The 24,856-nt window shown below is 67.7% G+C and carries 32 protein-coding genes; 17 read left to right on the top strand and 15 right to left on the bottom strand.

Annotated elements, in window-relative coordinates:
* The first annotated feature begins 187 nt into the window (after nucleotides 1-187).
* The 7 genes from D0Z60_RS03505 (at nucleotide 188) to D0Z60_RS03475 (ending at nucleotide 4,810) form a co-directional block, all read left to right on the top strand.
* On the top strand, nucleotides 188-394 hold the full coding sequence (locus D0Z60_RS03505) for a helix-turn-helix transcriptional regulator (protein ID WP_118858416.1): 207 nt from the start codon (nucleotides 188-190) through the stop codon (nucleotides 392-394).
* On the top strand, nucleotides 369-812 hold the full coding sequence (locus D0Z60_RS03500) for a hypothetical protein (protein WP_118856972.1): 444 nt from the start codon (nucleotides 369-371) through the stop codon (nucleotides 810-812). The genes D0Z60_RS03505 and D0Z60_RS03500 overlap by 26 nt, the downstream gene beginning before the upstream one ends.
* Nucleotides 813-865: 53 nt before the next feature.
* Nucleotides 866-1,756, top strand: a complete 891-nt coding sequence (locus D0Z60_RS03495) for a TraB/GumN family protein (protein ID WP_162888059.1) — start codon at nucleotides 866-868, stop codon at nucleotides 1,754-1,756.
* 193 nt (nucleotides 1,757-1,949) lie between these two features.
* Complete coding sequence (locus D0Z60_RS03490; RefSeq protein ID WP_162888058.1) at nucleotides 1,950-2,726, top strand: TraB/GumN family protein; 777 nt, start codon at nucleotides 1,950-1,952, stop codon at nucleotides 2,724-2,726.
* A 107-nt stretch (nucleotides 2,727-2,833) separates the two neighbouring features.
* Nucleotides 2,834-3,520, top strand: a complete 687-nt coding sequence (locus D0Z60_RS03485; RefSeq protein ID WP_118856969.1) for a 50S ribosomal protein L25/general stress protein Ctc — start codon at nucleotides 2,834-2,836, stop codon at nucleotides 3,518-3,520.
* A 133-nt stretch (nucleotides 3,521-3,653) separates the two neighbouring features.
* Nucleotides 3,654-4,226, top strand: coding sequence for an aminoacyl-tRNA hydrolase (gene pth, locus D0Z60_RS03480; RefSeq protein ID WP_118856968.1), 573 nt, complete (start codon nucleotides 3,654-3,656; stop codon nucleotides 4,224-4,226).
* Entirely contained in the window at nucleotides 4,223-4,810 is a 588-nt protein-coding gene (locus D0Z60_RS03475; RefSeq protein ID WP_118856967.1) for a TIGR02466 family protein, read from the top strand. Before pth ends, D0Z60_RS03475 begins: the two co-directional genes overlap by 4 nt.
* 45 nt (nucleotides 4,811-4,855) lie before the next feature.
* Here D0Z60_RS03475 and D0Z60_RS03470 read toward each other — a convergent pair whose 3' ends face one another.
* Nucleotides 4,856-6,604 carry a GGDEF domain-containing protein gene (locus D0Z60_RS03470; RefSeq protein WP_118856966.1) on the bottom strand — a complete coding sequence of 583 codons (1,749 nt, stop codon included), beginning with the start codon at nucleotides 6,602-6,604 and terminating at the stop codon, nucleotides 4,856-4,858.
* 164 nt (nucleotides 6,605-6,768) lie between these two features.
* Here D0Z60_RS03470 and ychF point away from each other — a divergent pair, with 164 nt between their 5' ends.
* From ychF to D0Z60_RS03455, 3 genes are read left to right on the top strand one after another with little or no spacing between them, the layout of a single operon-like run.
* Entirely contained in the window at nucleotides 6,769-7,869 is a 1,101-nt protein-coding gene (gene ychF, locus D0Z60_RS03465; protein ID WP_118856965.1) for a redox-regulated ATPase YchF, read from the top strand.
* Entirely contained in the window at nucleotides 7,866-9,593 is a 1,728-nt protein-coding gene (locus D0Z60_RS03460; RefSeq protein ID WP_118856964.1) for a tetratricopeptide repeat-containing sulfotransferase family protein, read from the top strand. The genes ychF and D0Z60_RS03460 overlap by 4 nt, the downstream gene beginning before the upstream one ends.
* Entirely contained in the window at nucleotides 9,590-10,048 is a 459-nt protein-coding gene (locus D0Z60_RS03455; RefSeq protein WP_118858415.1) for a MaoC family dehydratase, read from the top strand. The genes D0Z60_RS03460 and D0Z60_RS03455 overlap by 4 nt, the downstream gene beginning before the upstream one ends.
* Before the next feature lie 116 nt (nucleotides 10,049-10,164).
* Here D0Z60_RS03455 and D0Z60_RS03450 read toward each other — a convergent pair whose 3' ends face one another.
* Genes D0Z60_RS03450 through petA form a run of 3 tightly spaced genes read right to left on the bottom strand, consistent with a single transcriptional unit; the run spans nucleotide 10,165 to nucleotide 12,982 of the window.
* Complete coding sequence (locus D0Z60_RS03450; protein ID WP_118856963.1) at nucleotides 10,165-11,097, bottom strand: cytochrome c1; 933 nt, start codon at nucleotides 11,095-11,097, stop codon at nucleotides 10,165-10,167.
* Nucleotides 11,098-11,112: 15 nt separating this feature from the next.
* Nucleotides 11,113-12,405 (bottom strand): cytochrome b, encoded by a 1,293-nt coding sequence (locus tag D0Z60_RS03445; RefSeq protein ID WP_118856962.1) that lies wholly within the window; start codon nucleotides 12,403-12,405, stop codon nucleotides 11,113-11,115.
* 13 nt (nucleotides 12,406-12,418) lie between these two features.
* The gene (gene petA, locus D0Z60_RS03440; RefSeq protein WP_118856961.1) at nucleotides 12,419-12,982 is read right to left on the bottom strand and encodes a ubiquinol-cytochrome c reductase iron-sulfur subunit; all 564 of its coding nucleotides are present in this window, start codon (nucleotides 12,980-12,982) and stop codon (nucleotides 12,419-12,421) included.
* 196 nt (nucleotides 12,983-13,178) lie between these two features.
* Between petA and D0Z60_RS03435 the strand changes: the two genes are divergently transcribed.
* Together D0Z60_RS03435 and hemF are read left to right on the top strand one after the other, a co-directional pair.
* On the top strand, nucleotides 13,179-13,628 hold the full coding sequence (locus D0Z60_RS03435; protein WP_118856960.1) for a tRNA (cytidine(34)-2'-O)-methyltransferase: 450 nt from the start codon (nucleotides 13,179-13,181) through the stop codon (nucleotides 13,626-13,628).
* A complete protein-coding gene (gene hemF / locus D0Z60_RS03430; protein ID WP_118856959.1) occupies nucleotides 13,625-14,467 on the top strand; it encodes an oxygen-dependent coproporphyrinogen oxidase in 843 nt (280 codons plus the stop codon). The genes D0Z60_RS03435 and hemF overlap by 4 nt, the downstream gene beginning before the upstream one ends.
* Here the strand turns inward: hemF and D0Z60_RS03425 are convergent, their stop codons facing one another.
* The gene (locus D0Z60_RS03425; RefSeq protein ID WP_118856958.1) at nucleotides 14,468-15,289 is read right to left on the bottom strand and encodes a DUF7847 domain-containing protein; all 822 of its coding nucleotides are present in this window, start codon (nucleotides 15,287-15,289) and stop codon (nucleotides 14,468-14,470) included. It lies immediately after the preceding gene.
* A 93-nt stretch (nucleotides 15,290-15,382) separates the two neighbouring features.
* On the opposite strand from D0Z60_RS03425, the gene lipB reads away from it, so the two are divergent.
* The 4 genes from lipB (at nucleotide 15,383) to D0Z60_RS03405 (ending at nucleotide 17,190) form a co-directional block, all read left to right on the top strand.
* Complete coding sequence (gene lipB, locus D0Z60_RS03420; RefSeq protein WP_118856957.1) at nucleotides 15,383-16,045, top strand: lipoyl(octanoyl) transferase LipB; 663 nt, start codon at nucleotides 15,383-15,385, stop codon at nucleotides 16,043-16,045.
* Between the two features lie 86 nt (nucleotides 16,046-16,131).
* Nucleotides 16,132-16,389 (top strand): hypothetical protein, encoded by a 258-nt coding sequence (locus tag D0Z60_RS03415; RefSeq protein WP_118856956.1) that lies wholly within the window; start codon nucleotides 16,132-16,134, stop codon nucleotides 16,387-16,389.
* Between the two features lie 106 nt (nucleotides 16,390-16,495).
* Complete coding sequence (locus D0Z60_RS03410) at nucleotides 16,496-16,741, top strand: hypothetical protein (protein ID WP_118856955.1); 246 nt, start codon at nucleotides 16,496-16,498, stop codon at nucleotides 16,739-16,741.
* Nucleotides 16,742-16,839: 98 nt separating this feature from the next.
* Nucleotides 16,840-17,190 carry a hypothetical protein gene (locus D0Z60_RS03405; RefSeq protein ID WP_118856954.1) on the top strand — a complete coding sequence of 117 codons (351 nt, stop codon included), beginning with the start codon at nucleotides 16,840-16,842 and terminating at the stop codon, nucleotides 17,188-17,190.
* Here D0Z60_RS03405 and queE read toward each other — a convergent pair.
* The 10 genes from queE to D0Z60_RS03355 all read right to left on the bottom strand — a co-directional run bounded on the left by queE (nucleotide 17,187) and on the right by D0Z60_RS03355 (nucleotide 24,022).
* On the bottom strand, nucleotides 17,187-17,819 hold the full coding sequence (gene queE / locus D0Z60_RS03400) for a 7-carboxy-7-deazaguanine synthase (RefSeq protein WP_118856953.1): 633 nt from the start codon (nucleotides 17,817-17,819) through the stop codon (nucleotides 17,187-17,189). The two genes, D0Z60_RS03405 and queE, sit on opposite strands and share 4 nt — an antisense overlap.
* Entirely contained in the window at nucleotides 17,816-18,496 is a 681-nt protein-coding gene (gene queC, locus D0Z60_RS03395; RefSeq protein WP_118856952.1) for a 7-cyano-7-deazaguanine synthase QueC, read from the bottom strand. Before queC ends, queE begins: the two co-directional genes overlap by 4 nt.
* A 133-nt stretch (nucleotides 18,497-18,629) precedes the next feature.
* Nucleotides 18,630-19,016, bottom strand: a complete 387-nt coding sequence (locus tag D0Z60_RS03390) for a DUF3617 domain-containing protein (protein WP_118856951.1) — start codon at nucleotides 19,014-19,016, stop codon at nucleotides 18,630-18,632.
* Nucleotides 19,017-19,082: 66 nt separating this feature from the next.
* Nucleotides 19,083-19,979 (bottom strand): Hsp33 family molecular chaperone HslO, encoded by an 897-nt coding sequence (gene hslO / locus D0Z60_RS03385; protein WP_118856950.1) that lies wholly within the window; start codon nucleotides 19,977-19,979, stop codon nucleotides 19,083-19,085.
* Entirely contained in the window at nucleotides 19,976-21,163 is a 1,188-nt protein-coding gene (locus D0Z60_RS03380; protein ID WP_118856949.1) for an aspartate aminotransferase family protein, read from the bottom strand. The genes hslO and D0Z60_RS03380 overlap by 4 nt, the downstream gene beginning before the upstream one ends.
* Before the next feature lie 116 nt (nucleotides 21,164-21,279).
* Nucleotides 21,280-21,789: a hypothetical protein gene (locus tag D0Z60_RS03375; protein WP_118856948.1), complete on the bottom strand. Its 510-nt coding sequence runs from the start codon at nucleotides 21,787-21,789 to the stop codon at nucleotides 21,280-21,282.
* A 100-nt stretch (nucleotides 21,790-21,889) separates the two neighbouring features.
* The gene (locus tag D0Z60_RS03370; protein WP_118856947.1) at nucleotides 21,890-22,240 is read right to left on the bottom strand and encodes a hypothetical protein; all 351 of its coding nucleotides are present in this window, start codon (nucleotides 22,238-22,240) and stop codon (nucleotides 21,890-21,892) included.
* Nucleotides 22,233-22,736 (bottom strand): RNA polymerase sigma factor, encoded by a 504-nt coding sequence (locus D0Z60_RS03365; RefSeq protein ID WP_162888057.1) that lies wholly within the window; start codon nucleotides 22,734-22,736, stop codon nucleotides 22,233-22,235. Before D0Z60_RS03365 ends, D0Z60_RS03370 begins: the two co-directional genes overlap by 8 nt.
* A complete protein-coding gene (locus D0Z60_RS03360) occupies nucleotides 22,720-23,103 on the bottom strand; it encodes a hypothetical protein (RefSeq protein ID WP_162888056.1) in 384 nt (127 codons plus the stop codon). The genes D0Z60_RS03365 and D0Z60_RS03360 overlap by 17 nt, the downstream gene beginning before the upstream one ends.
* Nucleotides 23,104-23,179: 76 nt before the next feature.
* Nucleotides 23,180-24,022: an ABC transporter permease gene (locus tag D0Z60_RS03355; protein ID WP_118856944.1), complete on the bottom strand. Its 843-nt coding sequence runs from the start codon at nucleotides 24,020-24,022 to the stop codon at nucleotides 23,180-23,182.
* Nucleotides 24,023-24,083: 61 nt separating this feature from the next.
* Between D0Z60_RS03355 and D0Z60_RS03350 the strand changes: the two genes are divergently transcribed.
* A complete protein-coding gene (locus tag D0Z60_RS03350) occupies nucleotides 24,084-24,803 on the top strand; it encodes a GcrA family cell cycle regulator (RefSeq protein WP_118858414.1) in 720 nt (239 codons plus the stop codon).
* The last annotated feature ends 53 nt before the right edge of the window (nucleotides 24,804-24,856 follow it).

Raw genomic sequence — 24,856 nt, 5'->3', positions numbered from 1 at the left:
AAAATGTCAGCTTGTGTTGACAGTCAGCGAATCGTGACATATTGTCAGGTCAAGCTTACCAACTGTGGAGGGCCATGATGAGCAGCAGCGACCTTGCCGAAGTCGAGCGGACCGGCTTTCTCGTTCTTGCGGCGGTCCTTTTGACCATCTTCACCGCGCTTCCCGCGGCCGTCATCCTGCTGTGACGATGGACAATCGCTTGCGGGTCCTGCGTGCCGAACGCGGCTGGAGCCAGGCCGAGCTCGGCGGCCGCATCGGCGTGTCGCGCCAGGCGGTCAACGCGATCGAGACCGGCAAGCACGATCCTTCGCTGCCCCTCGCCTTCCGGCTGGCGCGCCTGTTTGAACTGCCGATCGAGGAGATTTTCGATGATCGAGCCGCCGACCGTGGGTGAGGGCGAGCGCCTCGAGAGGGAGCGCCGTCGCCGTTACTGGCGGATCGTCGGGATCCTGCTCGGGATCGGCATGGTGCTCGGCTTCGCCTTCGGTTTCGCTGGAGCGCACAACGACGTTCCACTCGGCGAGGCGGCGGGCATGCTGCCCGACTGGGCCGTGCTGTCCCTCCTCGCTGCCGCGATCGCCGCCTTCACCTACAGCTGCTGGGCATTCATCCGGGCGATCGACGAGGTCGATTTGGCCGACAATTTGTGGGGCTCGACCGCCAGCTACTATGCCTATGCGGTCCTTTTCCCCTCGTGGTGGGTGCTTGGCCAGGCCGGAATCACCGGCGAGCCCGATCACTGGCTGATCTTCTTCGTCTCGCTGGCCTTCGGGCTGGCGGTCTACGGCTATCGCAAGTGGCGTGCGCGATGAGCCGAATAGTCACTCGCCATTCATTCCAGACCCTGTCCAACGGAGCCATGACCATGACCATCAAGTCCCGCTTGCTCGCCGCCGCCCTCGCGCTCGGCCTGTCGCAACCCGCCCTCGCCCAGGCGAGGCCCGATCTCGATCCGGCGATGTGGGTGGTGAAGGACGCCGACACCACCATTTATCTGTTCGGCACGGTCCATGCGCTCGACGGCAAGGGCGACTGGTTCAACGACGAGGTCAAGACCGCGTTCGACCGCTCGTCGGAGCTGGTGATGGAAATCATCACCCCCGAGGATCCCGCCGCGGTCGCGCCGCTGCTCCAGAAATATGCCATCGACACCAGCGGCAAGTCGCTGACCTCCAAGCTTTCGCCCAAGCACCAGGCGATGTTCGCGGCCAAGCTCAAGGAAATGGGCATGCCGCCGGCCGCGCTCGACACCTTCCGCCCGTTCTTCGCGGCGATGACCCTGACCGTGCTCGACATGCAGAAGCTCGGGATCAACCCTGAGCTGGGCGCCGAGAAGGTCCTCACCAAGGCCGCCAAGGAGCGCAAGCTGACGATCGGCGAAGTCGAGACGATGGAGCAGCAGATGGCGATGCTCGGCGCGCTCGAGGAGAAGGAGCAGGTGCGCCTGCTCGAAAAGACCCTCGAAGAATCGGCCAAGGGCAAGGAAATCCTCGACCGCATGATGAGTTCGTGGGGCAAGGGTGACGCCGACGGCGTGGCCAAGCTGCTCAACGAGACCAACACCGAAAGCCCGGCGCTCTACAAATTGCTGATCAGCGACCGCAACAAGGCTTGGGCGCAGTGGGTCGACGCGCGCCTCGACAAGCCCGGCACGGTGTTCATGGCGGTCGGCGCCGGCCACCTCGCCGGTCCCGACAGCGTCCAGCGCTACCTCAAGGACAAGGGCATCGCCGCCAAGCGCGTTCCCGCCAGCTAAACGAAACGACGAACCTCACCGATGCGGCGGACTCCGTTCGTCGCATCGGTGAACGATTAACTCTTTGGTTACCTTGACGAAGCGATAATCGGCCAACAGTCTGGCACGGCATCAACCCGGGGGGGATGGGATGCTTGGAACGCGACGTCACCGGCGGCCACGACGGGCCCGCCTTCACCTTCTCGGCGCCGGAATGGCCGCGGCCGCGGCGCTGATCGTCCCGGCCCTCGCCTCGCCCGCTCCTTCTGAGCGGCCCGCCGGCCCGGCGATGTGGGCGATCAGCGATCGCGACACCACCATCTTCCTGTTCGGCACCTTCCACGCGCTCGACCGCGACACCGGCTGGTTCAGCGACATCGTCCGCGCCGCCTTCGACCATAGCGAGCAGCTGGTGCTCGAAACCGTCGTCCCAAGCGACCCCGCCGAATTGCTCGACTCGCTCAGCCGCCACGCGCTGATCGCCCCCGCGACCCCCGGGTCTCCAGTGGTCAGCTCGTCCGCTTCGCCGGCCGTCGCTGAGACCGGCGCCGCGCTTGAGGCCGGCCGCGCGTCGGGGATCAGCGTCGAACATGGCGCCGACGCGGTCCTGCGCCGCGCCGCGACATCGGCCGGCAAGTCGGTCGGCGGGCTCGAGAGCTTCGACTTCCAGCTCGCGATGTTCGCCGCCTTGCCCACCGCCGGCGCCGCCCGTCACGCCCCGCCGCCGCCGATCACCGACATGCAGGCGGCGTGGAAGCGCGGCGACCCGGCCCGCTTCGCAGCCTTGCTCGGCGAGATGGAACGCCAATCGCCCGAGACCTATCGCCGCCTGTTCGCCGACCGCAATGCGCGCTGGGCGAACTGGGTCGCGCGGCGCATGGAACAGCCCGGAGTGGTATTCGTCGCCGTCGGCACCGGGCACCTCACCGGCCGCGACAGCCTCCAGCAGCGGCTCAGCGAACAGGGCTTTCGCGCCGTCCGGATCAGCTAGGCGCCGCTTCCTTGCCTTGAGCGCGCGCCTCCCCTATAGGCGCGCGCAGCCCGCCCATGGTCATCCCTGGAGGCGTGGGGGGCCTCACTCAAGAAGGAATACGCAACATGAGCGAACAGCTGACGCTGCCCGCCGAAACGCGCGACCGGGCTGGCAAGGGAGCCTCCCGTGCACTGCGCCGCGACGGCCGGGTGCCTGCCGTGATCTACGGCGACAAGAAAGAGCCTCTCTCGGTCCACGTCGAGGAGAAGCTGCTGACCAAGATGCTTCACACCGGGCACTTCATGAACTCGGTGGTGATGGTCGACATCGGCGGCAAGGCCAACCGCACCCTTCCGAAGGCGGTCGATTTCCACCCGGTCACCAGCCGCCCGATTCACGTCGATTTCCTGCGCATCGGCGAGCACAGCAAGGTCACCGTCGCGATCCCGGTGCGTTTCGACAATGAAGAAGCTTCGCCCGGCCTCAAGCGCGGCGGCGTGCTCAACGTCGTCCAGCACGAGATCGAACTGGTCTGCGACGCGTCGGAAATCCCCGACGAGCTGCACATCGACCTCAGCGGGCTCGACATCGGCGATTCGATCCACATCAGCCAAGTTACCCTGCCCAAGGGCGCCAAGGCGGCGATCGACGATCGCGACTTCACCGTCGCCACCCTCGTCGCTCCGTCGGCGATGAAGTCCGAGGACGACGAAGCCGCGGCGACCGAGGCCGGCGACGTGCCGACCGTCGGCGATGAAGCCGAAGCTGGCGACGGCGACAGCGCCGAAAGCGAAGGCGGCGAAGAGGCCTAAGCTTCCAGCTCAAGAACCCGTTCGTCCTGAGCTTGTCGAAGGACTGCTTTTCCTCGTGAAAATGCAGGATAGCCCTTCGACAGGCTCAGGGCGAGCGGTTTCTGTTTGCTTGGCCTGCTGCTAGCCACGCGCCATGCAAATCTGGGTCGGCCTCGGCAATCCCGGCGCACAATATGCGCTGCACCGGCACAATGTCGGCTTCATGGCCGCCGATCTCGTCGCCGAGCTTCACGGCTTCAGCCCCTGGACGAAGAAATTCCGCAGCCTGATCGCCGACGGCCGCATCGCCGGCCAGCGCATCCTGCTGGTCAAGCCGCAGACCTACATGAACGACAGCGGCGACGCGGTGCAGCAGGCGCTGCGCTTCCACAAGCTCGAGGTCGACGCCCTCACCGTGTTCCATGACGAGCTCGATCTCGCGCCGATGAAGGTCAAGGTGCGCACCGGCGGCGGGCTTGCCGGCCATAATGGCCTGCGCTCGATCAACGCCGCGCTCGGCTCCGAATTCCGCCGCGTCCGGATCGGCATCGGCCATCCCGGCAACAAAGCGCTGGTGACCAATTACGTGCTCGGCAATTACGCCAAGAGCGAGATGGACGCCCTCGCCGATCTGCTCGGCGCGATCGCCGCCGAGGCTCCCTCCCTCGCCACCGGCGACGAAGTCCGCTTCATGAACGACGTCGCGCTCCGCCAGCAGCAGCCGTGAAACAGCTGTTCGTCACCCCGCTGTTCGAGGCCCGGCTGGCCGATCCCGCCCTGCTCGGCGCCCTGGCCCACTCGATCCGCACCCTCGCCGCCGACGAAAGCGCCGGCCGGCGCTGGAGCCGCGATCATGGCTACAAGGGTTACACCAGCTACGCCTCGCTCGACGATCTCGACCGCCGCGACCCGGCCTTTGCCGAACTGAAGCGACTGCTCACCCGCCATGCAGCCGAATTCGCCCGCTCGCTGGCGTGGAGCGTCCGCCCGCGCCTCGACAGCCTGTGGGTCAATCTCATCAAAGGGGATGGCCATCATTCGGCGCACATCCACCCCCATTCGATCCTCAGCGGCACGCTCTACGTCGAGACCCCGCCCGGAAGCGGCCCGATCCGCTTCGAGGATCCGCGCCTGCCGATGATGATGGCCGCTCCCCAGCGCGCGCCCGACGCCCCCGAGGAGCTGCGCCAATTCGTCGACATCACGCCCGAGCCCGGCCTCTTGTTGCTGTGGGAAAGCTGGCTGCGGCACGAGGTCCGCCCCGGCCGGGCACGCGGCGAGCGGCTCGGCGTCAGCTTCAACTTCGCCTGACGTCCGGGCGCAAACTCAGAGCCGCGACCCAAGCTCCAGGAGCCGTCACGCCGCCAGGCACAATTGGTCGCGGCCGCCGCCCTTGGCTTCATAGAGCGCGAGGTCGGCACGCTTGAGCGCCGCGTCGAGCCCGTCGCTGCCGAGATCGGCCACGCCGCCGCTCACCGTCACCCTTATGCCGCCGGTCGGCGACGGCACGACCATCGCCGCGACGCTCTGGCGCAGCCGCTCGCAGATCCGGGCCGCATCGTCGATCGTCGCCGCCGGCAGCAGAAGTCCGAATTCCTCCCCGCCGATCCGCGCCACCATGTCGCCCTCGCGCAGGCAGACCAGCGCCCGCGCCGCGAACTGGCGCAGCACGGCATCGCCGCCGTCGTGGCCGTGGAGGTCGTTGATCCGCTTGAAATGGTCGAGGTCGATGACCGCCAGGCATCCCAGCACCGGACGATTGCTGCCGAGCGCCTTCAGTGCGGCGGCGCGGAACGCGCGGCGGTTGGGCAATCCGGTCAGCGAATCGGTCATTGCCGCGGCGGTGAGGTTCTGCTCGGCGCGCTTGCGCTCGCTGACGTCGCGGATCACGCTCAGCACCGCGTCGGGCTCACCCTGCTGGTCGAGCACGGCGCGGCTCAGCGTCTCGAACCAGCGCTCGCTGCCGTCGCGCATCGCGCCGCGATATTCGAAGCGGTGGGTCTCGCCGTGCGCGGCGATGGTCTCGTCATGCGCCGCGGCGACATGCTCGACGTCGCTTTCGGCAACGAAATCGGTCGCCATCCGGCCGATCATCTCGTCCGGCTCGTATCCGCCCAATTGGCGGATCGACGGCGACACGAAGCGCACCCGCCCGTCGAGGTCGATGTGCATCATGATGTCGCCGCTGTGGTCGGCCAGCATGCGGTAGCGTTCCTCGCTGAACCGAAGTTCGCGGAACAGCCGCGCGCGGTTGCGCAGGTCGGCGGCGACCGGCCACACCGTCAGCACCATCGTCGCCAGGAAGAATTGGAAGAATTGCGCCTTGGCGCCCGCGGTCGCCTCGAAGAAGTGGATCGGGCCCACGCCTGCCAGCGTGCTCGCCCCGCCGACGATGGTCAGCATCAGGATCGACGCCACGGCCGCACCGCGGCCCAGGCGGAAGGTGATGAGGATGATCGGCAGCACCGGCACGAACAGCAGCGGCGCCCAGTCCTGCGTGAAACAATAGATGGTGATGGCCGTCGTCGCCGCCGACAGGCCGATCGCCTCCACCCGGCGCTCCTTGAGCTCGGCGAAGCATTGCTGGAGCTCCCCGCGCAGCAGCATCAGGAACAAGGGCGTAAAGGTCAGCGCGCTCAGCGCATGGCCGGTGAAGAACTGGACGAAGGTGGTCAGCGGCGGGGTCGGCAGGCCCATCGGCACGGCGGCGACGATGATCGCGCTGACCAGCGGCGCGGCGAGCGCCGAGGCGACGATCAGATGGCCCAGCCAGGCAAGCGATTCGAGCGGCGACTGGCGCGACTGCTTGCGCAGCAGATAGGCGGCGACAAACGCCTCGACCAGATTGGCCGCGACCAGCACCGGCGCGCGCTCCCACCCCAAGCCGAAAAATCCCGTCGCGAGGACGCTGCCGATCGCCGCGGCGGCGATCAGGCGCGGCCAGCTCTTGCGCGGCGCAAGCAGCAGTTCGGCGGTGAGATAGGCGTTGGCGAACCACAGCAGGGCGACGCCCCCGCCGAACCGGGTCAGTTCGATCGCCAGTACCGCAAGCGCGAAATAGATTGCGCCGGTGCGCAGCAGCACCGGCCAGCGACCCCGTTCCATGGCCTGCTTTTAAATCAATACGGTTAGCAAGCTGTTGCATTTTGCTCCGATGTGGCGCCGATCCGGCTCGTTTTTTTTCGCGGCCCGGCCGCGCACTGGCGCCACCGCCGGAGCGCGGCTAAGAGGCGCCTTCCCTCCCCGCCAGACGGATCGTTCGTTCACCCATGGGCTTTCAATGTGGAATCGTCGGCCTGCCCAATGTCGGCAAGTCGACCCTGTTCAATGCGCTGACCGAGACCCAGGCGGCGCAGGCCGCCAATTATCCGTTCTGCACGATCGAGCCCAACGTCGGCCAGGTCGCGGTCCCCGATCCGCGGCTCGACCAGCTCGCGGCGATCGCCAAGTCGGCCAAGATCATTCCCACCCAATTGGCGTTCGTCGACATCGCCGGGCTGGTCCGCGGCGCGTCACAGGGCGAGGGGCTCGGCAACCAGTTCCTCGGCAACATCCGCGAGGTCGACGCCATCGTCCACGTCCTCCGCTGCTTCGAGAACGACGACATCCAGCATGTCGAGAACAAGGTCGACCCGATCGCCGATGCCGAGACGGTCGAGACGGAATTGCTGCTGGCCGACCTCGACAGCCTCGAGAAGCGCGTCCCCAACCTCGTCAAGCGCGGTCAGCAGGGCGACAAGGTATCGAAGATCGCGGCCAGCGTCCTCGGCCAGTCGCTCGAACTGCTGCGCGAGGGCAAGCCGGCGCGCCTCACCGTTCCCCGGGACGAGGAGGAAGTGCGCGTCTTCGCTCAGGCCCAGCTGCTCACCGCCAAGCCGGTGCTTTACGTCTGCAACGTCAACGAGGAGGATGCGGCGAACGGCAACGCTCATAGCGCCGCGGTGTTCGCCCGAGCCGAGGCCGAGGGCGCCCAGGCGGTCATCGTTTCCGCCGCCATCGAGAGCGAGCTGGTCGCCATGCCCGAGGACGAGCGCGCCATGTTCCTCGACGAGATGGGCCTTGCCGAAGCCGGCCTCGCCCGCGTCATTCGCGCCGGCTACGACCTCCTCCACCTCATCACCTTCTTCACCGTCGGCCCCAAGGAGGCGCGCGCCTGGACGGTCGAGAAGGGCAGCAAGGCGCCCCAGGCGGCGGGCGTCATCCACAGCGATTTCGAACGCGGCTTCATCCGCGCCGAGACCATCGCGTTCGACGACTATATCGCCCTCAATGGCGAAGCCGGAGCGCGCGACGCCGGCAAGCTTCGCCAGGAGGGCAAGGACTATGTGGTCAAGGACGGCGACGTCCTCCACTTCAAGTTCAACGTGTGACGAGCGATCCCGCCGAAGTCGAGCGCAACGCCCGCGCCGAGCTCGCGGCCCGGCCCGACGACCCCCGCGCCTTGCTTCGCCTCGGTCAGGCCCTGCGCGCCCAGGACCGCACTGGCGAAGCCGCCGAGGCCGAGGCCCGCTCGGTCGCCGCCGCCGCCCGCTCCCCGCGCCATCGCGCCGCGATCGAGGCGCTTGGCCGCGGCCAAACGCTCGAGGCCAATCGAATCCTTGCCGAGCTGGTCGAGGCGGACGGCGACGACGTCCTCGCGCTGATGCTGTTCGGCGCGCAGGCCAGCAAGGGCCGCCAATATGATCTCGCCGACCGCCTGCTCGGCCGCGCCGTCGAGCTCGCTCCGGCCGAGCCCAACGCCCGCTTCGCGCTCGCCGACCACCTGTTGCGGACCAAGCGCTTCCAGGCCGCGCTCGACGCCCTCGCCCTGCTCCCCGAGGCCGCCCGCTCGAGCGAACATGCGCGCGCGCTCGCCGCCGAATGCCTCGGCGAGCTCGGCCGGGTCGACGAGCAGCTCGCCATGTTGCGCGACATCGCCGCGGCCAGCGCCCAGCCGCTGCACTACAATCTGCGCATCGGCCACGCGCTGCGCACGCTCGGCCGCCAGGAGGAAGCCGGCGCCGCCTATCGCGCGGTGGTCGCCGAATTCCCCGCCGAGGGAACGTCGTGGTGGAGCCTCGCCGGTCTCAAGTCGACCCGCTTCACCGAGGCCGACCTCGCCACCATGCGCGCCTCGCTCGACATCCCGGGCGCCCCGGTCGAAAACCAGATCCGGCTCAACTTCGCCCTCGGCAAGGCGCACGAGGACCGCGGCGAGCCCGACCTCGCCTTCGCTTATTATGCCGCCGGCAACGCCCTGCGCGCGTCCATCGCGGCCTATGACCCGGCCCCGATCAGCGAATGGGTCGAGCACTGCAGCGCCACCTTCACCCGCGCTTTCTTCGCTGCGCTCCCCGACGGCGGCGATCCGCGCCCCGACCCGATCTTCATCGTCGGCATGCAGCGCTCGGGCTCGACCCTGGTCGAGCAGATCCTCGCCTCCCACCCGGCGATCGAAGGCACCGCCGAGCTCAACGACCTGCGCTTCATCGTCGAGGCGATCGACCGCCGCGGCGGCGACCAGCTCGACCAGGCCATCGCCGGGCTCGATCCGGCCGACCGCGCAAGCCTCGGCGCCGAATATCTCGCCACCAGCGCCATCCACCGCCGCACCGACCGCCCGCGCTTCACCGACAAGATGCCCAACAATTGGATGCACGTCGCGCTCATCCGCATGATCCTGCCGGGCGCGCGCGTCATCGACGTCCGTCGCAACCCGCTCGACTGCTGCTTTTCCAACTGGAAGCAGCTCTACGCCCGCGGCCTCGACCACAGCAATGCGCTCGACACCATGGCGCGCTACTACGCCGATTACGTGCGCCTGATGCGCCACTTCGACGCCGCCCTCCCCGGCTTCGTCCACCGCGTGATCTACGAGGATCTGGTCGCCGACATCGAAGCCGAGACCCGCCGCCTGACCGACTTCCTCGGCCTCGACTTCGACCCCGCTTGCCTCGACTTCCACAGCACCGAGCGCCCGGTCCAGACGATCAGCGCCGGCCAAGTGCGCGAGCCGATCAACCGCAAGGGCATCGACGCCTGGCGCCCGTTCGAGGCGCACCTGAAGCCCCTCGTCGCCGCGCTCGGCGACACCGCGAAGGAGTGGCGCTCATGAGCGAGCCGCACATCTATTTCGACGACATCCCGCTCGGCGGCGAGACCGTGTTCGGCCACTATGACGTGACTCGCGAGGAAGTGCTCGAGTTCGCGCGCAAATACGATCCCCAGCCGTTCCACCTCAGCGACGAAGAGGCCGCCAAGACCTATTTCGGGCGCCTGTCGGCAAGCGGCTGGCATACCTGCGCGATGACCATGGCGGTCATCGCCCGCCACGTCGTCGCCACCCGCCAGGCCGGCCTCGGCTCACCCGGGATCGACGAATTGCGCTGGCTGAAGCCGGTCTATCCCGGCGACCGGCTGACGGTCACCGGAACGGTCACCGACAAGACCCCGTCGCGCTCCAAACCCCATATCGGCACCATCCGCACCGAGACTTTGGTCGCCAACCAGCACGGCGAGCCGGTCATGCGCTACACCTCGATCGTGATGATGCAGCGCCGCCCCGCCTAGGCCGCACCTCGTCATTGCGAGGAGCGGCGCGACGAAGCCTGTCCTGAGCTTGTCGAAGGGCAATCCAGCGGCGAGAGGACCGGTCGGGAAGCGGTACCGCTCCCGCGACCCCTCTGTTACCCGGCAATCCCCGCGTCGCGCTTGGCGCTCTTGCTCTTGGCCTGGTTGGCGGGGTCGAGCGGCCCGGTGCGGCGCACCGCGCGCTTCGCCTCGGCCCACACGTTCTGGTACGCCAGATAGCCCAGGATGGTCGCGATCAGGAGGAAGATCAGCACCGTGATGCCGGTCCGCTTGCGCGCCTCGAGCTTGGGCTCGGCGGTCCACAGCAGGAACGCGCTGACGTCCTTGGCCATCTGGTCGATGGTCGCCGGCGGCTGCCCTTCGCCCTCATAGGTCACCTGCCCGTCGGCCGTGAACGGCGGCGGCATGGCGATGTTGAGGTTGGCGAAATAGGGGTTGTGGTAGAGCCCCTTGCCCGGCGCCGCGTCGGGGAATTCCTTGAGCAATTCCGCCGACGGCTGCTGATAGCCGGTGAGCAGCGAATAGAGATAGGCCGCGCCGCCCTCGCGCGACTTGGCGATCAACGACAGGTCGGGCGGATAGGCATTGTTGTTCGCCGCCCGCGCCGCGATCTCGTTCGGATAGGGCTTGGGGAAGCGGTCCGACGCGACCGGCTTGCGGGTCGCCGCCTCGCCGGTGTCCGGGTTGATCGAGGGCACCTCGATCTTCCACTGGTCGGTCATGAAGCTCTTGATCTGGCCCTCGGTGTAGCCGAGGTCGGCGAGGTTGCGGAACGCCACCAGATTGATCCCGTGGCACGCCGCGCACACCTCGGTGTAGACCTTGAGGCCGCGCTGCAGCTGGGCCTTGTCGAAATGGCCGAGCGGGCCGTCGGTCGACAGCTTGAGCGCCTTGGGCTCGCGGTGGAACTTGTGCTCGGCGGTCTCCTCGGCCGGCTCCTTCAGCGAGGTGCGCAGGTCGGTGACGAAGCTCAGCAGCAGGATGGCAACGAAGCCGAAGCCGATAAAGCGGGCGATCCAACGAATCATGGTTGCGTCTATCCCTTAGTTCGCCGGAGCCGTCTGGCCGAGGGGCGCCGATTCCTGCTTCTCGCCGTGGAGCACGCTTTCCGAGATCGAGTTCGGCAACGGAATGGTCCGCTCGCGCTTGCTGATGATCGGCAGGATGATCAGGAAGTGCGCGAAATAATAGGCCGTCGCGATCTGGCTGATGGCCACGATCATCGGGGTCGCGACCTGGCCGCCGGCCCAGCCGAGGATCAGTACGTCGAGCACTAGGATCCAGAAGAAGCGCTTGAAGGTCGGCCGGTACGATCCCGAGCGGACCGGCGACGGGTCGAGCCACGGCAGCAGGAACAAGAGCAGGATCGAGCCGAACATCGCCAGCACGCCCCACAGCTTGGCGTCGAAGATGAAGTCGACGGTGAACGCCTTGAGGATCGCGTAGAACGGCAGGAAGTACCATTCGGGAACGATGTGCGCCGGGGTCGAAAGCGCGTTCGCCGGGATGTAATTGTCCGGGTGGCCGAGCGCGTTGGGCATGAAGAACAGCACCAGTGCATAGAGCGCAAGCACCAGCCCCGCGAACCAGCCGTCCTTGGCGGTGTAGAACGGGTGGAACGGAAGCGTGTCCTTCTCGCTCTTGACGTCGACTCCGGTCGGGTTGCTCGACCCCGGAATGTGCAGCGCCCAGATATGCAGGATCGTCACTGCGGCGATCACGAACGGCAGCAGATAATGGAGCGAGAAGAAGCGGGTCAGCGCCGCCTGGTCCGGCGCGAAGCCGCCCAAGAGCCAGATGCGCAGCGGCTCGCCGATGATCGGGAAGGCCGAGAAGAAGCCGGTGATGACCTGCGCGCCCCAATAGCTCATCTGCCCCCACGGCAGGACGTAGCCCATGAAGGCGGTCGCCATCATCAAGAGGTAGATTACCAGCCCGAGCATCCACACCAGCTCGCGCGGCGCCTTGTACGAGCCATAATAGAGCCCGCGGAAGATGTGGATGTAGGTGACGATGAAGAAGAAGCTCGCGCCGTTGGCGTGGGCATAGCGCATCAGCCAACCGGCGTTGACGTTGCGCATGATGTGCTCGACCGAATTGAACGCGCCGTCGGCCGAGGCATAATAATGCATCGCCAGCACGATCCCGGTGACGATCTGGATCATCAGGAACAGGCCGGCGAGAACCCCGAAGTTCCAGAAGTAATTGAGGTTGCGCGGCACCGGATAGCCGCCGCCGATCGCCCCATAGACCAGCCGCGGGAGCGGCAGGCGCTGGTCGAACCATTTGCCCAGCGCGGTCTTCGGCTCATAGGGCCTGGCCCAGGAAAAGCTCATGTCCTGTTTCCCTTTAACCGATCGTCACGACGGTGTCGGACGTGAACTGATATTCCGGAATCACGAGGTTGGTCGGTGCCGGGCCTTTGCGGATCCGCGCCGCGGTGTCGTAGTGCGACCCGTGGCAGGGGCAGAAGTATCCGCCATATTCGCCGCGGTTCTCGCCCTCGGCGACGCCCAACGGAACGCAGCCCAAATGGGTGCACACGCCCAGCGTGATCAGCCAGTTCTGCTTGCCCGGCTTGGTCCGCTCGGCCAGCGTCTGCGGGTCGCGCAGGTCGCTGGTCTTGACCGCATTGGCCTCGGCGATCTCCTTGGGCGTCAGATTGCGCACGAACACCGGCTGCTTGCGCCACACCGTCTTGATCGCCTGGCCGGGCGCGATCTTGGAGATGTCGACTTCGGTCGAGGCCAGCGCCAGCACGTCGGCCGACGGGTTCATCTGATAGACCAGGGGAGCGATCATCGCGGCGCCGCCGACTCCGGCAAAGCTGACCGCGGCGATGTTGATGAAGTCGCGGCGGCGGACCCCGTCGCCCGGCTCCGTCGCGGCGTGCGTTTGTTCCAGCGTGGCCATGCTCACCCTTTTGACCTGTTGCTTACCACCGGCGCCCGGCAGGACGCGGCTTACGACAGCTACGCAGCGAACCTAAGAGGCCGCCGCGAGATGGCGCGCTGATAGCGCCTCGACCGGCAGTTGCAAATGGCGAAATTGCCGCTTTTCGGTAGCTGCCTTGCGGCTCGCGGCGCTTGTTCCTAAGCCGCGCTCACGCATGCGCATTGCCCTGTTCGAACCGGAGATCGCCGGCAATGTCGGCGCGGTCCTGCGCCTTGGGGCCTGCCTCGGGCTTGCCGTCGACCTGATCGAGCCCCTCGGCTTCGCCTGGGACGACCGCCGAGTCCGGCGCACGGCGATGGACTATATCGACCATGTCGAGATCCGCCGCCACGCCGATTTCGCCGCCTTTCGCGCCGCTACTCCGGGCCGGCTGCTGCTGTTTACCACCCGCGGCTCCGCCCGGGTCCACGATTTTTCCTTCCGGCCCGACGATATTTTGATGTTCGGCAAGGAAAGCGGCGGGGTCCCGGGCCACGTCGCCTTCGCCGCCGAGGCCCGCCTGCGCCTTGCGCAGCGGCCCGAGGTGCGCTCGTTCAACCTGGCCACCGCCGCGACCCTCGCGGCCGGGGAAGCCTTGCGACAGACAGGATTATTGCCCGAATGAAACCGCTCGACGACCAGCAACAGGCCGCCCGCGACTGGTTCGAGGCGCTGCGCACCCGCATCTGCGCCGAGTTCGAGGCGATCGAGCGCGAGGCCGGAAGCGACGCCGCGTTCGAATATCTCCCGTGGGACCGCACGGAAGAGGATGGCTCGCCCGGCGGCGGCGGCGTGCGCGGCCAGATGAACGGCCGCGTGTTCGAAAAGGTCGGAGTCAACGTCTCCACCGTCGGCGGCCGCTTCTCGCCCGAATTCGCCGCCTCGATCCCCGGCGCCGAGGACGACCCCAGCTTCTTCGCCACCGGCATCAGCCTCGTCGCGCACATGGCCAACCCGCACGTCCCAGCGGTGCACATGAACACCCGTTTCCTGACCACCACCCGGCGCTGGTTCGGCGGCGGCGCCGACCTCAACCCGGCGCTCCCCAACGACGAGGACACCGCCGACTTCCACGCCCGCCTGCGCGCCGCCTGCGCGGCCCACGACCCGACTTTTTACCCGCGCTTCTCAAAATGGGCTGAGGACTATTTCTGGCTTCCCCACCGCGGCCGGTCGCGCGGCGTCGGCGGCATCTTCTACGACCGGCTCGAGGACCATTTTGACGCCCATTTCGCCTTCACCCGCGACGTCGGCGAGGCGTTCCTCGACATCTTCCCGAAGATCGTCCGCCGCCGCATGGACGCGCCGTTCACGCAAGCTGACATGGACGCGTTGTTCGAGTTCCGCGGCCGCTACGTCGAGTTCAACCTGCTCTACGACCGCGGCACTTTGTTCGGGCTCAAGACCGGCGGCAACATCGACGCCATATTGATGAGCCTGCCGCCGCTCGCGCGCTGGCGCTGATCAGTCCTTGCGCTCGACCTCGGGCACGCTCGCCGGCCCGGCGCCGCCGCCCGCCGCCTGGGCATAGATCCGCGCCGACATCACCGCCTGGATCGACAGGAACACCGACGCCACCAGCCCGACCGCGACCGCCACCAGCAGGCTTCCCGCGGTCAGCCCCGAATCGCCGCCCAGCCCGAGCTGCGCGATCGCGCCGAACACCCATTGCACCACCAGGCTGACCACCAGCGACACCAGGAACAGCGCCATGAACATCGCGGTGAGCTTGAGCCCGATGCCCTTGCCGAGCTGCCAGCCCCGCTTCAGCGCGCCCCACGGCCCGACTTTCTCGAGCGCCGCTGCGGGCAGGAACAGCGACACGCGGAAGAAGATCAGCATCGCCACCACCACCGCGCTCATCACCGCCAGGGCGAACTTCGGCGAGATCATCGCCGGGTTGGTCGGCACCTCACCGCCGCCCAGCGCGAGCAGCGCAAACACCAGCATCAGCGGCAGCAGCAGCAGCCCGAACAGGATGAAGCTCGCCACCGCCACCAGCGCCCGCTTGAACGCAGCTCCAAGCGTCTGTCCGAGCGGCCCGCGCGCACCGCTGGCGAGCATGATCAGCGCCATTCCGCCGATCAGCTCGACGAACAGCACCACGTAGAGCAGCAGCAGCGCCGGGCTTTGCGCCGCCTCGGCGCTCCCCATCGGCGGAGTGAACAGCCGGAACGCCACCGTCGGCAGCAGCACGAAGGTCAGCGCCACCGGCGCCACCAGCCGCCGCTCGCGCACCAGGAAGTCGCGGGTCTCGTCCCAGGCTCGGCTGATCGATACGGACATATGCGGCGGGCCCCTTCCCTCTACTCCCCGCGCTTATGCTGGCAGCGGCGCGCCCTTGCAATCGCCCGCCGCACCGCGCCAAGGCAGGCCGCGATGACGCCCCCCGACGGCCTCGAATGGCGGGTCACCCCCGGCCTCACCGATTACGCGGCCGCGCTGGCGGAGATGGAGCGCCGCGCCGCCGCCATTCGCGACGAGGGCGCGCCCGAGCTCGTCTGGCTGCTCGAGCACCCGCCGTTGTTCACCGCCGGCACCAGCGCCAACCCGGCCGAGCTCTTCAACCCGCTCGGCTTCCCGGTCCATGCCGCCGGCCGCGGCGGGCGCTACACCTATCACGGCCCCGGCCAGCGGGTCGGCTACGTCCTCCTCGATCTCGACCGGCGCGGCCGCGACATCCGCCGCTTCGTCCACGCACTCGAGGGCTGGATGATCGATTCGCTGGCCGAGCTCGGCGTCGCCGCCCGCCGCGCGCCCGGCCGCATCGGCATCTGGACCGGCGCCGGCCCGGACGAGGCCAAGATCGGCGCGATCGGCGTGCGCGTGCGCCGCTGGGTCACGCTCCACGGCTTTTCGATCAACGTCGCCCCGGCGCTCGACCATTTCGGCGGTATCGTCCCGTGCGGCATTTCGGAATTTGGCGTGACCAGCCTCGAGGCGCTCGAAAATCGCCACGATATGGCCGATCTCGATGCCGCTCTGGGGCGGAATTTGGCGGTTTTCCTGGGCCGCCTGGCTGCCCCCGACAAAGTGCCTTGAGGCCGCCCTCCCTTCCGACTATTGTGCGCGCGATTTGCGAGGGGGCCAACCCTGCTCCAGATCGTAAATTATCAAGGGAGTTTTGAATGCGTGCTCTTATCCTGGTCGCTGGTGCGGCCCTGGCGCTCTCGGCTTGTAACAATGCCGGCGACGCTGAAGAAAATGCCGCCGTCAACGAGGCGCTGGCGACCGAGAACCTCGGCACCGACAACATGATGATGGACGCCAACGCGATGAACGCGACCGGCGCCAACGTCGTCACCGACGCTAATGGCTCGGTCAACGCTGTCGCGACCGATCTCGCGACCAACAGCGCCGACACGAATCTCGCCAACGGCATGTAATCTGCTCGGCGCTCTCCTTCGGGAGGGCGCCGGCTTTTTGCGTACAGGGTTCTCCTCGCGGGGGCCCTGATTTTTTTGATCAACGAAAACAAATGGGAGTTACAATATGCGCGCTCTGATCCTGACCGCCGCTGCGGTTCTGACCCTTTCGGCTTGCACCAACAACGAAGCCGAGAACAACACCATGAACGTCGAAGACACCATGACCACCGAGAACGTCATGACCGACGACACCATGAACGCGGACGTCAACATGGACGCGAACATGACCATGAACGCCGACACCAACACGACCGTCGACGCCAATGCGACTGTCGACGCCAATGCGACGGCGACCAACAACGCGATGTAATGTCGCTGCCCACGCACCTCGCGCGGGCGTTGGCTTTTGAAGGGGCTGCCGGTAACCATCCCGGCAGCCCCTTTTTCGTGCCGAGGAATTGCCACCGGATGCGCCAGCCCATTTTGATCATCGCGCTCGCCGCGCTCGCCGCCGCCGGCTGCGACAAGAAGCCCGCGGCGCAGGACGTGCGCCAGGCCGACGAGCAGCTCGCCGCCGACAATCTCGATTCGAACGATCTCACCGCGATCGACGCCGCCAGCGGCGCCGACGCCAACATGGCGGCCGACATCGACATCGCCAACATCGCCGCCGACGTCGAGGAGGATGGCGAGGCTTCGACCGGCAATCGCACCGCCCCGCGCCGTCCGCGCCCCGCAGCTCCGCGAGCTCAGCCCGCCAGCGAGCCGGCCCAGCCCGCCGAGCCGGAAGCGGCCAACAGCGAAGCGACGACCGGCTAGGCGAGCCCGGCGATCTTGTGCGCCTGGAGCGTCAGCCGCCAGCGCGGCCGTTCCATCGCCAGCGCCACCGCCGCCGCCATCGCCCCGGCGCGATTGGCGCAATCCATCGGCTGGACCAGGAAGTGGGCGAAATCCCAGCGTTCGAGCTCGGCCGGGTCGATCCCCGGCTGCGGCCACACCAGCTTCAACTCGTCGCCCGCACGCTGGACCACTTCGGTCCCCGCCTTGGGGCTGACGCATAGCCAGTCGAGCCCGGCCACGGCGGGGAGCGTGCCGTTGCTCTCCGCCGCCACCCGGAAGCCGCGCGCGTGCAGCGAATCGATCAGCGCCGGGTCGAGCTGCAGCATCGGCTCGCCGCCGGTGACCACCACCAGCCGCTCGTCGCGTCCCGCGCCCCACGCCGCTTCGACCGCGGCCGCAAGCGCGTCGGAATCGCTGAACTTGCCCCCGCCCGGCCCGTCGGTGCCGACGAAATCGGTGTCGCAGAAGGTGCATTGCGCCGCGGCCCGGTCGACCTCGCGCCCGCTCCACAGATTGCAGCCGGCGAAGCGCAGGAACACCGCCCGCGACCCCGCCTGCACGCCCTCGCCCTGAAGCGTCAGGAACAGCTCCTTGACCGCGTAGCTCATGCCGCCGCCGGATCGACCAGGCCGGCCTCGGCGAAGCCCCGCGCGCGTAAGCGGCACGAATCGCACTGGCCGCACGGCCGCCCGTCGGCACCGGGGTCGTAGCACGACCAGCTCATCCCGGCGTCGAGTCCGAGCCGGTCCGCCTCGCGCGCGATGTCGGCCTTGCTCATCGCCAGCAGCGGCGTGTGGAGCGTGAACGGCTCGCCTTCGACCCCGGCGCGGGTGGCGATGTTGGCGAGATTCTCGAACGCCGCGACGAACTCCGGCCGGCAGTCGGGATAGCCCGAATAGTCGAGCGCATTCACCCCGATATAGAGGTCGCGCGCGCCGGTCGCTTCGGCCAGGCCGAGGCAGATCGACAAGAAAATGGTGTTGCGTGCCGGGACGTAGGTCGCCGGAATGGTCCCGTCGACGCCGTGCTTGGGAACGTCTCCGTCGCCGGTCAGCGCCGATCCGCCGAACCGGCTGAGGTCGAGCGGCAGGACGATGTGCCGCACCGCGCCCACCGCCTGCGCGATCCGCTCCGCCGCCGCCAGCTCGATCCGGTGGCGCTGGTTATAGTCGATGGTAAGCGCGACGACGTCGAACCCGGCCTCGCGCGCAAGGCCGGCGCAGACCATCGAATCGAGGCCGCCGGAGAGCAACACCACCGCTTGCTTGCGCGTCGTATCGGGCATCGGCGCGCGTCTAGGGCCTCGATCGCCGAAAAAGAAGGGGCCGCCGAAGCGGCCCCAGTCGCGGCCCGACGGCCGCAGGGAGGAAAGCGCGCCCGTCCCGGGCACGCCACCGCCTTACGCCGCGAAGCTTAAACTATCGCTTAACGGGCCCGCATGGGCCAAGCCGGCGGGCATAGATGGTGTAGCCGAACGGCAGCCCGCCCGAGATGCCCTGGGTCTCGATGCGCACGCTGCGCGGGGTCAGCAATTGCACCCGGCTGGTGCCGAAGCCGCCCGCCGGGCAGGTGTATTGCACCTCGGACCGGTCGCGGTTGCCGCTCAGCACGACCCGCGTGCATTGCGCGCCGCGATGCTCCCATTGGGTGAGGAGCGCGGTGTCGGCGAGGCAATGGCGGCCGGCCCCGGCGCCGCTCGCCTTGGTCCCGACTTCCCACAGGCCGCTGCCTTGCAACGACGGCGGAAGCGCCGCGCCCAGTGACAGGAGGGCAACCGGGACGGCGACAAAAGCGGGAATCTTCACAGCGACTCGCATACAAAAAACTTAACTTGCGTTAGATTAAAGAAGGCTGACCGCCCGCGTCCAGCGCTATTGCAATTCCGCCGGGTCGATCGGGAAGTCGGTCGCGCAGAACGCGCAGTCGACGCGGATCAGCCCGTCCTCGCCGACCATCGCCGCCTGCTCTTCCGCCGGGAAGCGGGCAATGACCGATCGCACATAGTCGGGGTCGCAGCGGCAGCCGCGCGACAGCGGCACCGGTTCCAGCACCCGCACCTCCTCCTCGTCGTGGAACAGCCGCCACACCAATTGGTCGAGCGGCAGCTCGGGGTCGAGCAGCTCGCTGTCCTTGACCGAACCGCCGAGGATCGCGAGGTGCGGCCATTCGGGGTGGTCGAGCCTTGTGTGGAGCCGTTCGCGCCCCTCCTCGCCCTCGGGCAGATGCTGCAGCATCAGTCCGCCCGCGACCCAGCGCCCGTCCTCGCCGCACTTGGCCGCCAGCCGGACCAGCGATGGGATCTGCTCGGATTGCGCGAAATAGCTTTGCGCCGCCTCGCCCAGCCCCTCGCCTTCCAGCGGCACGATGCCCTGGTAGCGCTCGGCGGTCACTGGCTGGTCGAAGGTGATCGCCAGATAGCCCTTGCCGAATAGCGAGAAGAGGTTGGGGTCGGGTCCCGCCTCCGCCAGCCGGTCGGGGTCGTGGCGGACATAGCCGCGCAGCGCTCCGGCGAGATAGTCGCACACCAGGAGGTCGACGATGCCCTTCTCGGTCTGCGCCTGGAGCGTCAGCTGGCCGCTCGGGTCCTTGAGCAAGGTGCCGAGCAAGCCTGTTAGCGCCAGCGCCTCGGCCAGCAATTGCGCGATCGGCGGCGGATAGTCGTGGTTGGCGAGGATCGTGTCGAGCGTTGCCCCGACGCGCACCAGCCGCCCGCGCGCGTGCCGCCCGGGGATGGTGAAGCCGAGCGCCTGGTCGGCCCCGGCGCTCACGCCGCGTCCGGCAACCGGTACTTGTCGGCCGCCGCGGACAGGCCGTCGACGAACGTCCTAATGTCGGCCTCGTCGATCGTCAGTGGCGGCAGGATCCGGACCACGTTCTCGCCCGCCGCGACCAGCAGGATGCCCTCGCTGCGCAGCCAGTTGACGAAGGCGCGGCTGTCGCTCTTGAGCTTCAGGCCCAGCATCAGCCCGACCCCGCGCACGCTGTCGAACAAATGGCTGTGATTGGGGATCATCTGCTCGAGCGCCGAGCGCAGCCGCTCGCCCTTGGCGCGCACCTCGGCGAGGAATTCGTCGTTGGCGACGACGTCGAGCACCGCCTGGCCGGCGGCCATCGCCAGCGGGTTGCCGCCATAGGTCGAGCCGTGGGTGCCGATCACCATCCCGCGCGCCGCTTTCTCGGTCGCCAGGCACGCGCCCAGCGGGAAGCCGCCGCCGATGCCCTTCGCCGTGGCGAGGATATCGGGCGCGATTCCGTAATATTCATACGCATAAAGGTGCCCGGTGCGCGCAACGCCGCACTGAACCTCGTCGAAAACGAGCATCAGATCCTGCTCGTCGCACGCTTTGCGCAGCCCGTGTAGGAATTCGCGGCTCGCCGGCCGGATGCCCCCCTCCCCCTGGATCGGCTCGATTAGGAAACCACTGCTCCGTCCATCGATCGCTCCCAAGGCGGCGTCGAGATTGTCGAACTCGACCACCTTGAACCCCTCGAGCAGCGGCGCAAATCCGTCGCGCAGCTTCTCCTGATCGGTCGCGCTGATCGTCGCCATGGTTCGGCCGTGGAAGGCATTCTTGAAAGTGATCAGCTCGTTCTTGTGCGGGTTGCCGCCGGCATGGTGATAGCGCCGCGCGGTCTTGATCGCGCACTCCACCGCCTCGGCCCCGGAGTTGGTGAAGAACACCGTATCGGCAAAGGTCAGATCGACGATCCGCTGCGCCAGCGCCTCGCCCTGCGGCGAGCCGTAAAGGTTGGAGACATGGATCAGTGTTTCCGCCTGTTGCTGGATCGCCTTCGTCAGGTGCGGATGGCCATGTCCCAGCAGATTGACCGCGATGCCGCTCGCGAAGTCGAGATATTTCTCGCCATTCTCGCCGTACAGCCAGATGCCCTCTCCGCGGACCGGCCGGACCTCGCAGCGCGGATAGACGGGCATGAGCGGCGTAATGGCCATGAGGCAGGTCTCCGAAGCGGGATGGATTTCGCGAGCGCCTATATCTCGGCCCCCGCGCAAATGAAAAGGGCGAGGCCCGCGGACCCCGCCCTTCCCGTCATTCGTCGCGCCTCGACTTAATCGTCGTCGTCGCGGTGGCGGCGCCCATCGTGATCGCGGCCGCGGTCGTCTTCCCAGCGGTCGGGACGGCCGTCGCGGTCACGGTCGGCATAGGCATAGGCCTGATTGCCGTAGCGATTACCGTCACGCGCCTCGCGATTGATGCGGAACTCGAGCTGGCCGAGCCGCATCTCGAAGCGACGGAACTCGCTGTAGTTGAGACCGTCGCGGGCGGCGCGCATCAGATCGTTGCGCACGTCCCAGCTCATTTCGCGCAGGCGACGCGCCTCGCGGTTCGACAGCACATCGCGGCGGTCGAGCCGGTCGATCGTGCGCTGGGCGCGGTCAAGCCGCACCTGGAGCGCGCGGAACTGGCCGTGGTTGACTTGGCCATATCCCTGCTGACCGTAGCCGTAGGCCGGCTGGCCATAACCATAGCCCTGCGGCGGCGGGGGCGCCCACTGGGCGGCGGCCGGAGCGGCAGCGGCAATCGCAAACGCGGCGGCAGTCAGAAGCTTGGTACGCATGATGCTCTCCTTCTCGAGCGGGTGGTGAGCATCTTCTAGGACGTGCGGCTTGAGAGCGGTCTGAACGCGCTGGTTATCGCTCGTTCAGCCTCCGAAACGGCTAAGCCTCTGATTTTGCTGCGCGCGACCCTGCGGTGCTGTGGCGCGGGCCGGCAATTAGCGGCACCAGCATGACAAGGATGGCGATCAATCCGGCCACCGCAAGGTCGGGCGAGTCGGCGATTGTGGCGTCAATCCGGGGGGACCGCACCAGCCACACCAGCGCTGCCGCCACTGCCGCGAAGCCAAGCGCCCGATGGGCGAAACCGGCCAGCGCCGCCTTGCTCTCCGCACCCAGCCGCTGGTCGAGCCTCACCAACGCATCGACCTTGAGCGTAAAGTCACGGTCGGGCGGCCGCTCGGCGGGCACCAGCGTCGACTTGAGCCAGATCTCGAAACCGTCGTCAGTCATCGCTTGCTTCCCATACTTGCCGGCACTGTCGTTTGGCGCGCGCAATTGTCGATTTGAGCGTCCCAAGCGGAATTGCCAGCAGTGTCGCGGCCTCGCCATGAGTCCAGCCATGGCCTTCACAGAGGATCAGCGCTGCCCGCTCGCGCTCGCCGAGACGGGCGAGCAAATCGGCGACCTCGAGGGGGCGATGGTGGTCGACCGCGACTGGCGGTTCGACCGGCTCCGGTTGACGCCGGCGCAACTGATCGAGCCGGCAGCGCCAGGCGATCCGCGTGAGCCATGTCGAGAAGCGTGCCCGGCCGTCATATTGCCCGGCCGAACGCCACGCCTTGAGGAACGCCTGCTGAGCGAGGTCGTCGCCGTCAGCGCCCGCCAACCGCTCGAGGAACGCGCGCAGCGGCCGCTCGTGCTTCTCGACCAGCAATGCGAACGCGGTCGTGTCGCCGGCTGCCGAGCGCTGCGCCAGGGCGAAATCTTCCTCATTCCCCGGCGGCACGCTGCGCCGCCCGCTCGGCCAGCGACTGGCGCAGCCACAAGGCACCGCCGACCAGCAATGGGAACAGCGCCGCTCCCAACCCGTAGCGAAGCCATGTCGCATCGCCGACCAGCACAGTCGCGCCGATCATCGCCAACCCGATGGCGATCAGCACCACTCCGGTGCGGTCGTCGCCGGCAGAGCTGCCCGGTTCGCCCAGACGAGCGAGCATCCCGACGGCGAGCGACGGGTCCTTGTCGATCGTCCGGCGGATCGTCTTGTGCGTGATCCAGGTCTGGATCAGCCGCAGGATCTGGATCGCCCCGATCAGCAGCAGGCAGCCCGCTGTCATCCCGAGGATCATTTCCGTGACTGGCATCCCGTTCATTTCGTTACTCCTCCGATGGTTGGTCAGGAGTTAGACGGGTCCGGGCGCCCCGCTGGATCACCGCGCAGGAAAAAAGTCAGTTCTTGATCTTCCAGCCCCGCTTGAGGAGCGTGACGCAGGCCAGCAGCAGGATGACGTTGATTGCGGCGAGGACTAGCGCGCCGACGACGAGCGGCGAATCCGAGACCCCGAGGAAGCCGTGGCGGAAGCCGGAGATGACGTAGAAGAACGGATTGGCGTGACTCGCCGCCTGAAAGCCCGGCGACAGCGAGTCGACGGCGTAGAAGGTGCCGCTGAGCAGCGAGAGGGGCGCGACCACGAAGTTGGTGACCATCGCCGCATGGTCGAACTTGTCGGCCCAGATCGACGTGATCAGCCCGAGGAAGGCCAACATCAGCGACCCCGCGAGCCCGAAATAAAGCAGCGTCAGCGGTTCGCGCACGGTGACGTGGACTCCGGGCCAGGCGAGCATCACCAGCCACACTGCAAAGCCGACCAGCAAAGCGCGAGTGACGGCCGCCCCGACCAGCCCGGCGATGAGCTCGCCGACCGATAGCGGCGGCATCAAATAGTCGACGATCGTTCCCTGCATCTTGCCGACCAACAGCGAGAAACTGGCGTTGGCGAAGCTGTTCTGGAGCATCGCCATAACGATCAGGCCCGGGGCGATGAAATCGGCGAACGGAACGCCCATCACGGTCTTACCCGAGCGCCCGAGCGCGACGGTGAAGATGATGAGGTACAGGAGGGTGGTGATGGCCGGCGCCCACACGGTCTGCATCTGGACCTTGAAGAAGCGCCGCACCTCCTTGATATAAAGGGTCCTGAGTCCTCCCCAATTGACCCCGTTCAAGGTCGTCTCGCCGAGCCCGGCGCGGGGCCGGCGGGGCGCGTCGGGGCTGGGGGTCTGGCCGATCATCAGCCAATCGCCTATCGGCAGCGGCGCAAGCGAGCAACTCGCAACGGAGTGTTTTGAGTCAATGTCCTGGACCGAAGAGCGAATCGAGCGGCTGAAGTCGATGTGGGCCAAGGGCGCCACGGCCAGCCAGATCGCCGATGAGTTGGGCGGAGTCAGCCGCAATGCGGTGATCGGCAAGGCCCACCGCCTCGGCCTCGAATCGCGCCCGTCGCCGGTCAAGCCGGGCGAGGAAAAGGATGCCGCCAAACCGGCCAAGGCCGCGGCTCCGAAGAAGGCCGCGCCCAAGCCCGCGCCGGCTCCGCAGCGGTCCGAGCCCGCCGAGAGCTCGGCCCATGCCGACGACATCGCGCCCGGTGACGCTCCCAGCGGTGCCGGCCCGCGCTTCGCCCAGCAACAAGCGCCGGTGATGCCGCATCGCGCCTCGCAGCCGCAGCCCGATCCCAATGTCCAGTATCGGTCGGTCGGGCCGGGCGGGTTCATTCGCCAGGGCCCGGGCGACACCCAGGCGCCGATCCCGCCGGCTCCGCCGCGCCGGCTGGTCCCGGCCAAGCCGAGCGCCGAGGTCGCCGACAAGACCAGCCTGCTTGATCTCAACGACCGCGTCTGCCGTTGGCCGATGGGCCACCCGGGCGAGCCGGATTTCCATTTCTGCGGCCAGGCCGCCAACCCGGGCTACCCCTATTGCGTGCAGCATTGCGGAGTCGCCTATCAGGCGCAGCTTCCGCGCCGCGATCGCCGCCCGCCGCCGCCGCTGCCGTTCGGCGGTCCGCGCGTCCGCTAGGCGCCGCGCTTCGTCGAAGCAGTGTGGCACTGGCGGGCGATGCGCGGCACGAC

The sequence above is a fragment of the Sphingomonas mesophila genome (assembly GCF_003499275.1).
Lineage (GTDB): Bacteria > Pseudomonadota > Alphaproteobacteria > Sphingomonadales > Sphingomonadaceae > Sphingomicrobium > Sphingomicrobium mesophilum.
Note: the sequence above shows the minus strand (reverse complement) of the source record. Positions and strands in the feature narration are given on the sequence as shown.

Coding starts and splice junctions, on each gene's coding strand:
- D0Z60_RS03500 (WP_118856972.1), top strand. CDS start 369: ATGATCGAGCCGCCGACCGTGGGTGAGGGCGAGCGCCTCGAGAGGGAG.
- queC (WP_118856952.1), bottom strand. CDS start 18,496: ATGCCCGATACGACGCGCAAGCAAGCGGTGGTGTTGCTCTCCGGCGGC.
- D0Z60_RS03360 (WP_162888056.1), bottom strand. CDS start 23,103: ATGAACGGGATGCCAGTCACGGAAATGATCCTCGGGATGACAGCGGGC.
- D0Z60_RS03495 (WP_162888059.1), top strand. CDS start 866: ATGACCATCAAGTCCCGCTTGCTCGCCGCCGCCCTCGCGCTCGGCCTG.
- D0Z60_RS03350 (WP_118858414.1), top strand. CDS start 24,084: ATGTCCTGGACCGAAGAGCGAATCGAGCGGCTGAAGTCGATGTGGGCC.
- D0Z60_RS03355 (WP_118856944.1), bottom strand. CDS start 24,022: ATGATCGGCCAGACCCCCAGCCCCGACGCGCCCCGCCGGCCCCGCGCC.
- D0Z60_RS03445 (WP_118856962.1), bottom strand. CDS start 12,405: ATGAGCTTTTCCTGGGCCAGGCCCTATGAGCCGAAGACCGCGCTGGGC.
- D0Z60_RS03405 (WP_118856954.1), top strand. CDS start 16,840: ATGCGCCAGCCCATTTTGATCATCGCGCTCGCCGCGCTCGCCGCCGCC.
- D0Z60_RS03375 (WP_118856948.1), bottom strand. CDS start 21,789: ATGCGTACCAAGCTTCTGACTGCCGCCGCGTTTGCGATTGCCGCTGCC.
- petA (WP_118856961.1), bottom strand. CDS start 12,982: ATGGCCACGCTGGAACAAACGCACGCCGCGACGGAGCCGGGCGACGGG.
- D0Z60_RS03380 (WP_118856949.1), bottom strand. CDS start 21,163: ATGGCCATTACGCCGCTCATGCCCGTCTATCCGCGCTGCGAGGTCCGG.
- D0Z60_RS03470 (WP_118856966.1), bottom strand. CDS start 6,604: ATGGAACGGGGTCGCTGGCCGGTGCTGCTGCGCACCGGCGCAATCTAT.
- D0Z60_RS03505 (WP_118858416.1), top strand. CDS start 188: ATGGACAATCGCTTGCGGGTCCTGCGTGCCGAACGCGGCTGGAGCCAG.
- D0Z60_RS03425 (WP_118856958.1), bottom strand. CDS start 15,289: ATGTCCGTATCGATCAGCCGAGCCTGGGACGAGACCCGCGACTTCCTG.
- D0Z60_RS03435 (WP_118856960.1), top strand. CDS start 13,179: ATGCGCATTGCCCTGTTCGAACCGGAGATCGCCGGCAATGTCGGCGCG.
- D0Z60_RS03490 (WP_162888058.1), top strand. CDS start 1,950: ATGGCCGCGGCCGCGGCGCTGATCGTCCCGGCCCTCGCCTCGCCCGCT.
- D0Z60_RS03455 (WP_118858415.1), top strand. CDS start 9,590: ATGAGCGAGCCGCACATCTATTTCGACGACATCCCGCTCGGCGGCGAG.
- D0Z60_RS03450 (WP_118856963.1), bottom strand. CDS start 11,097: ATGATTCGTTGGATCGCCCGCTTTATCGGCTTCGGCTTCGTTGCCATC.
- lipB (WP_118856957.1), top strand. CDS start 15,383: ATGACGCCCCCCGACGGCCTCGAATGGCGGGTCACCCCCGGCCTCACC.
- D0Z60_RS03410 (WP_118856955.1), top strand. CDS start 16,496: ATGCGCGCTCTGATCCTGACCGCCGCTGCGGTTCTGACCCTTTCGGCT.
- hemF (WP_118856959.1), top strand. CDS start 13,625: ATGAAACCGCTCGACGACCAGCAACAGGCCGCCCGCGACTGGTTCGAG.
- ychF (WP_118856965.1), top strand. CDS start 6,769: ATGGGCTTTCAATGTGGAATCGTCGGCCTGCCCAATGTCGGCAAGTCG.
- D0Z60_RS03370 (WP_118856947.1), bottom strand. CDS start 22,240: ATGACTGACGACGGTTTCGAGATCTGGCTCAAGTCGACGCTGGTGCCC.
- D0Z60_RS03485 (WP_118856969.1), top strand. CDS start 2,834: ATGAGCGAACAGCTGACGCTGCCCGCCGAAACGCGCGACCGGGCTGGC.
- queE (WP_118856953.1), bottom strand. CDS start 17,819: ATGAGCTACGCGGTCAAGGAGCTGTTCCTGACGCTTCAGGGCGAGGGC.
- pth (WP_118856968.1), top strand. CDS start 3,654: ATGCAAATCTGGGTCGGCCTCGGCAATCCCGGCGCACAATATGCGCTG.
- D0Z60_RS03415 (WP_118856956.1), top strand. CDS start 16,132: ATGCGTGCTCTTATCCTGGTCGCTGGTGCGGCCCTGGCGCTCTCGGCT.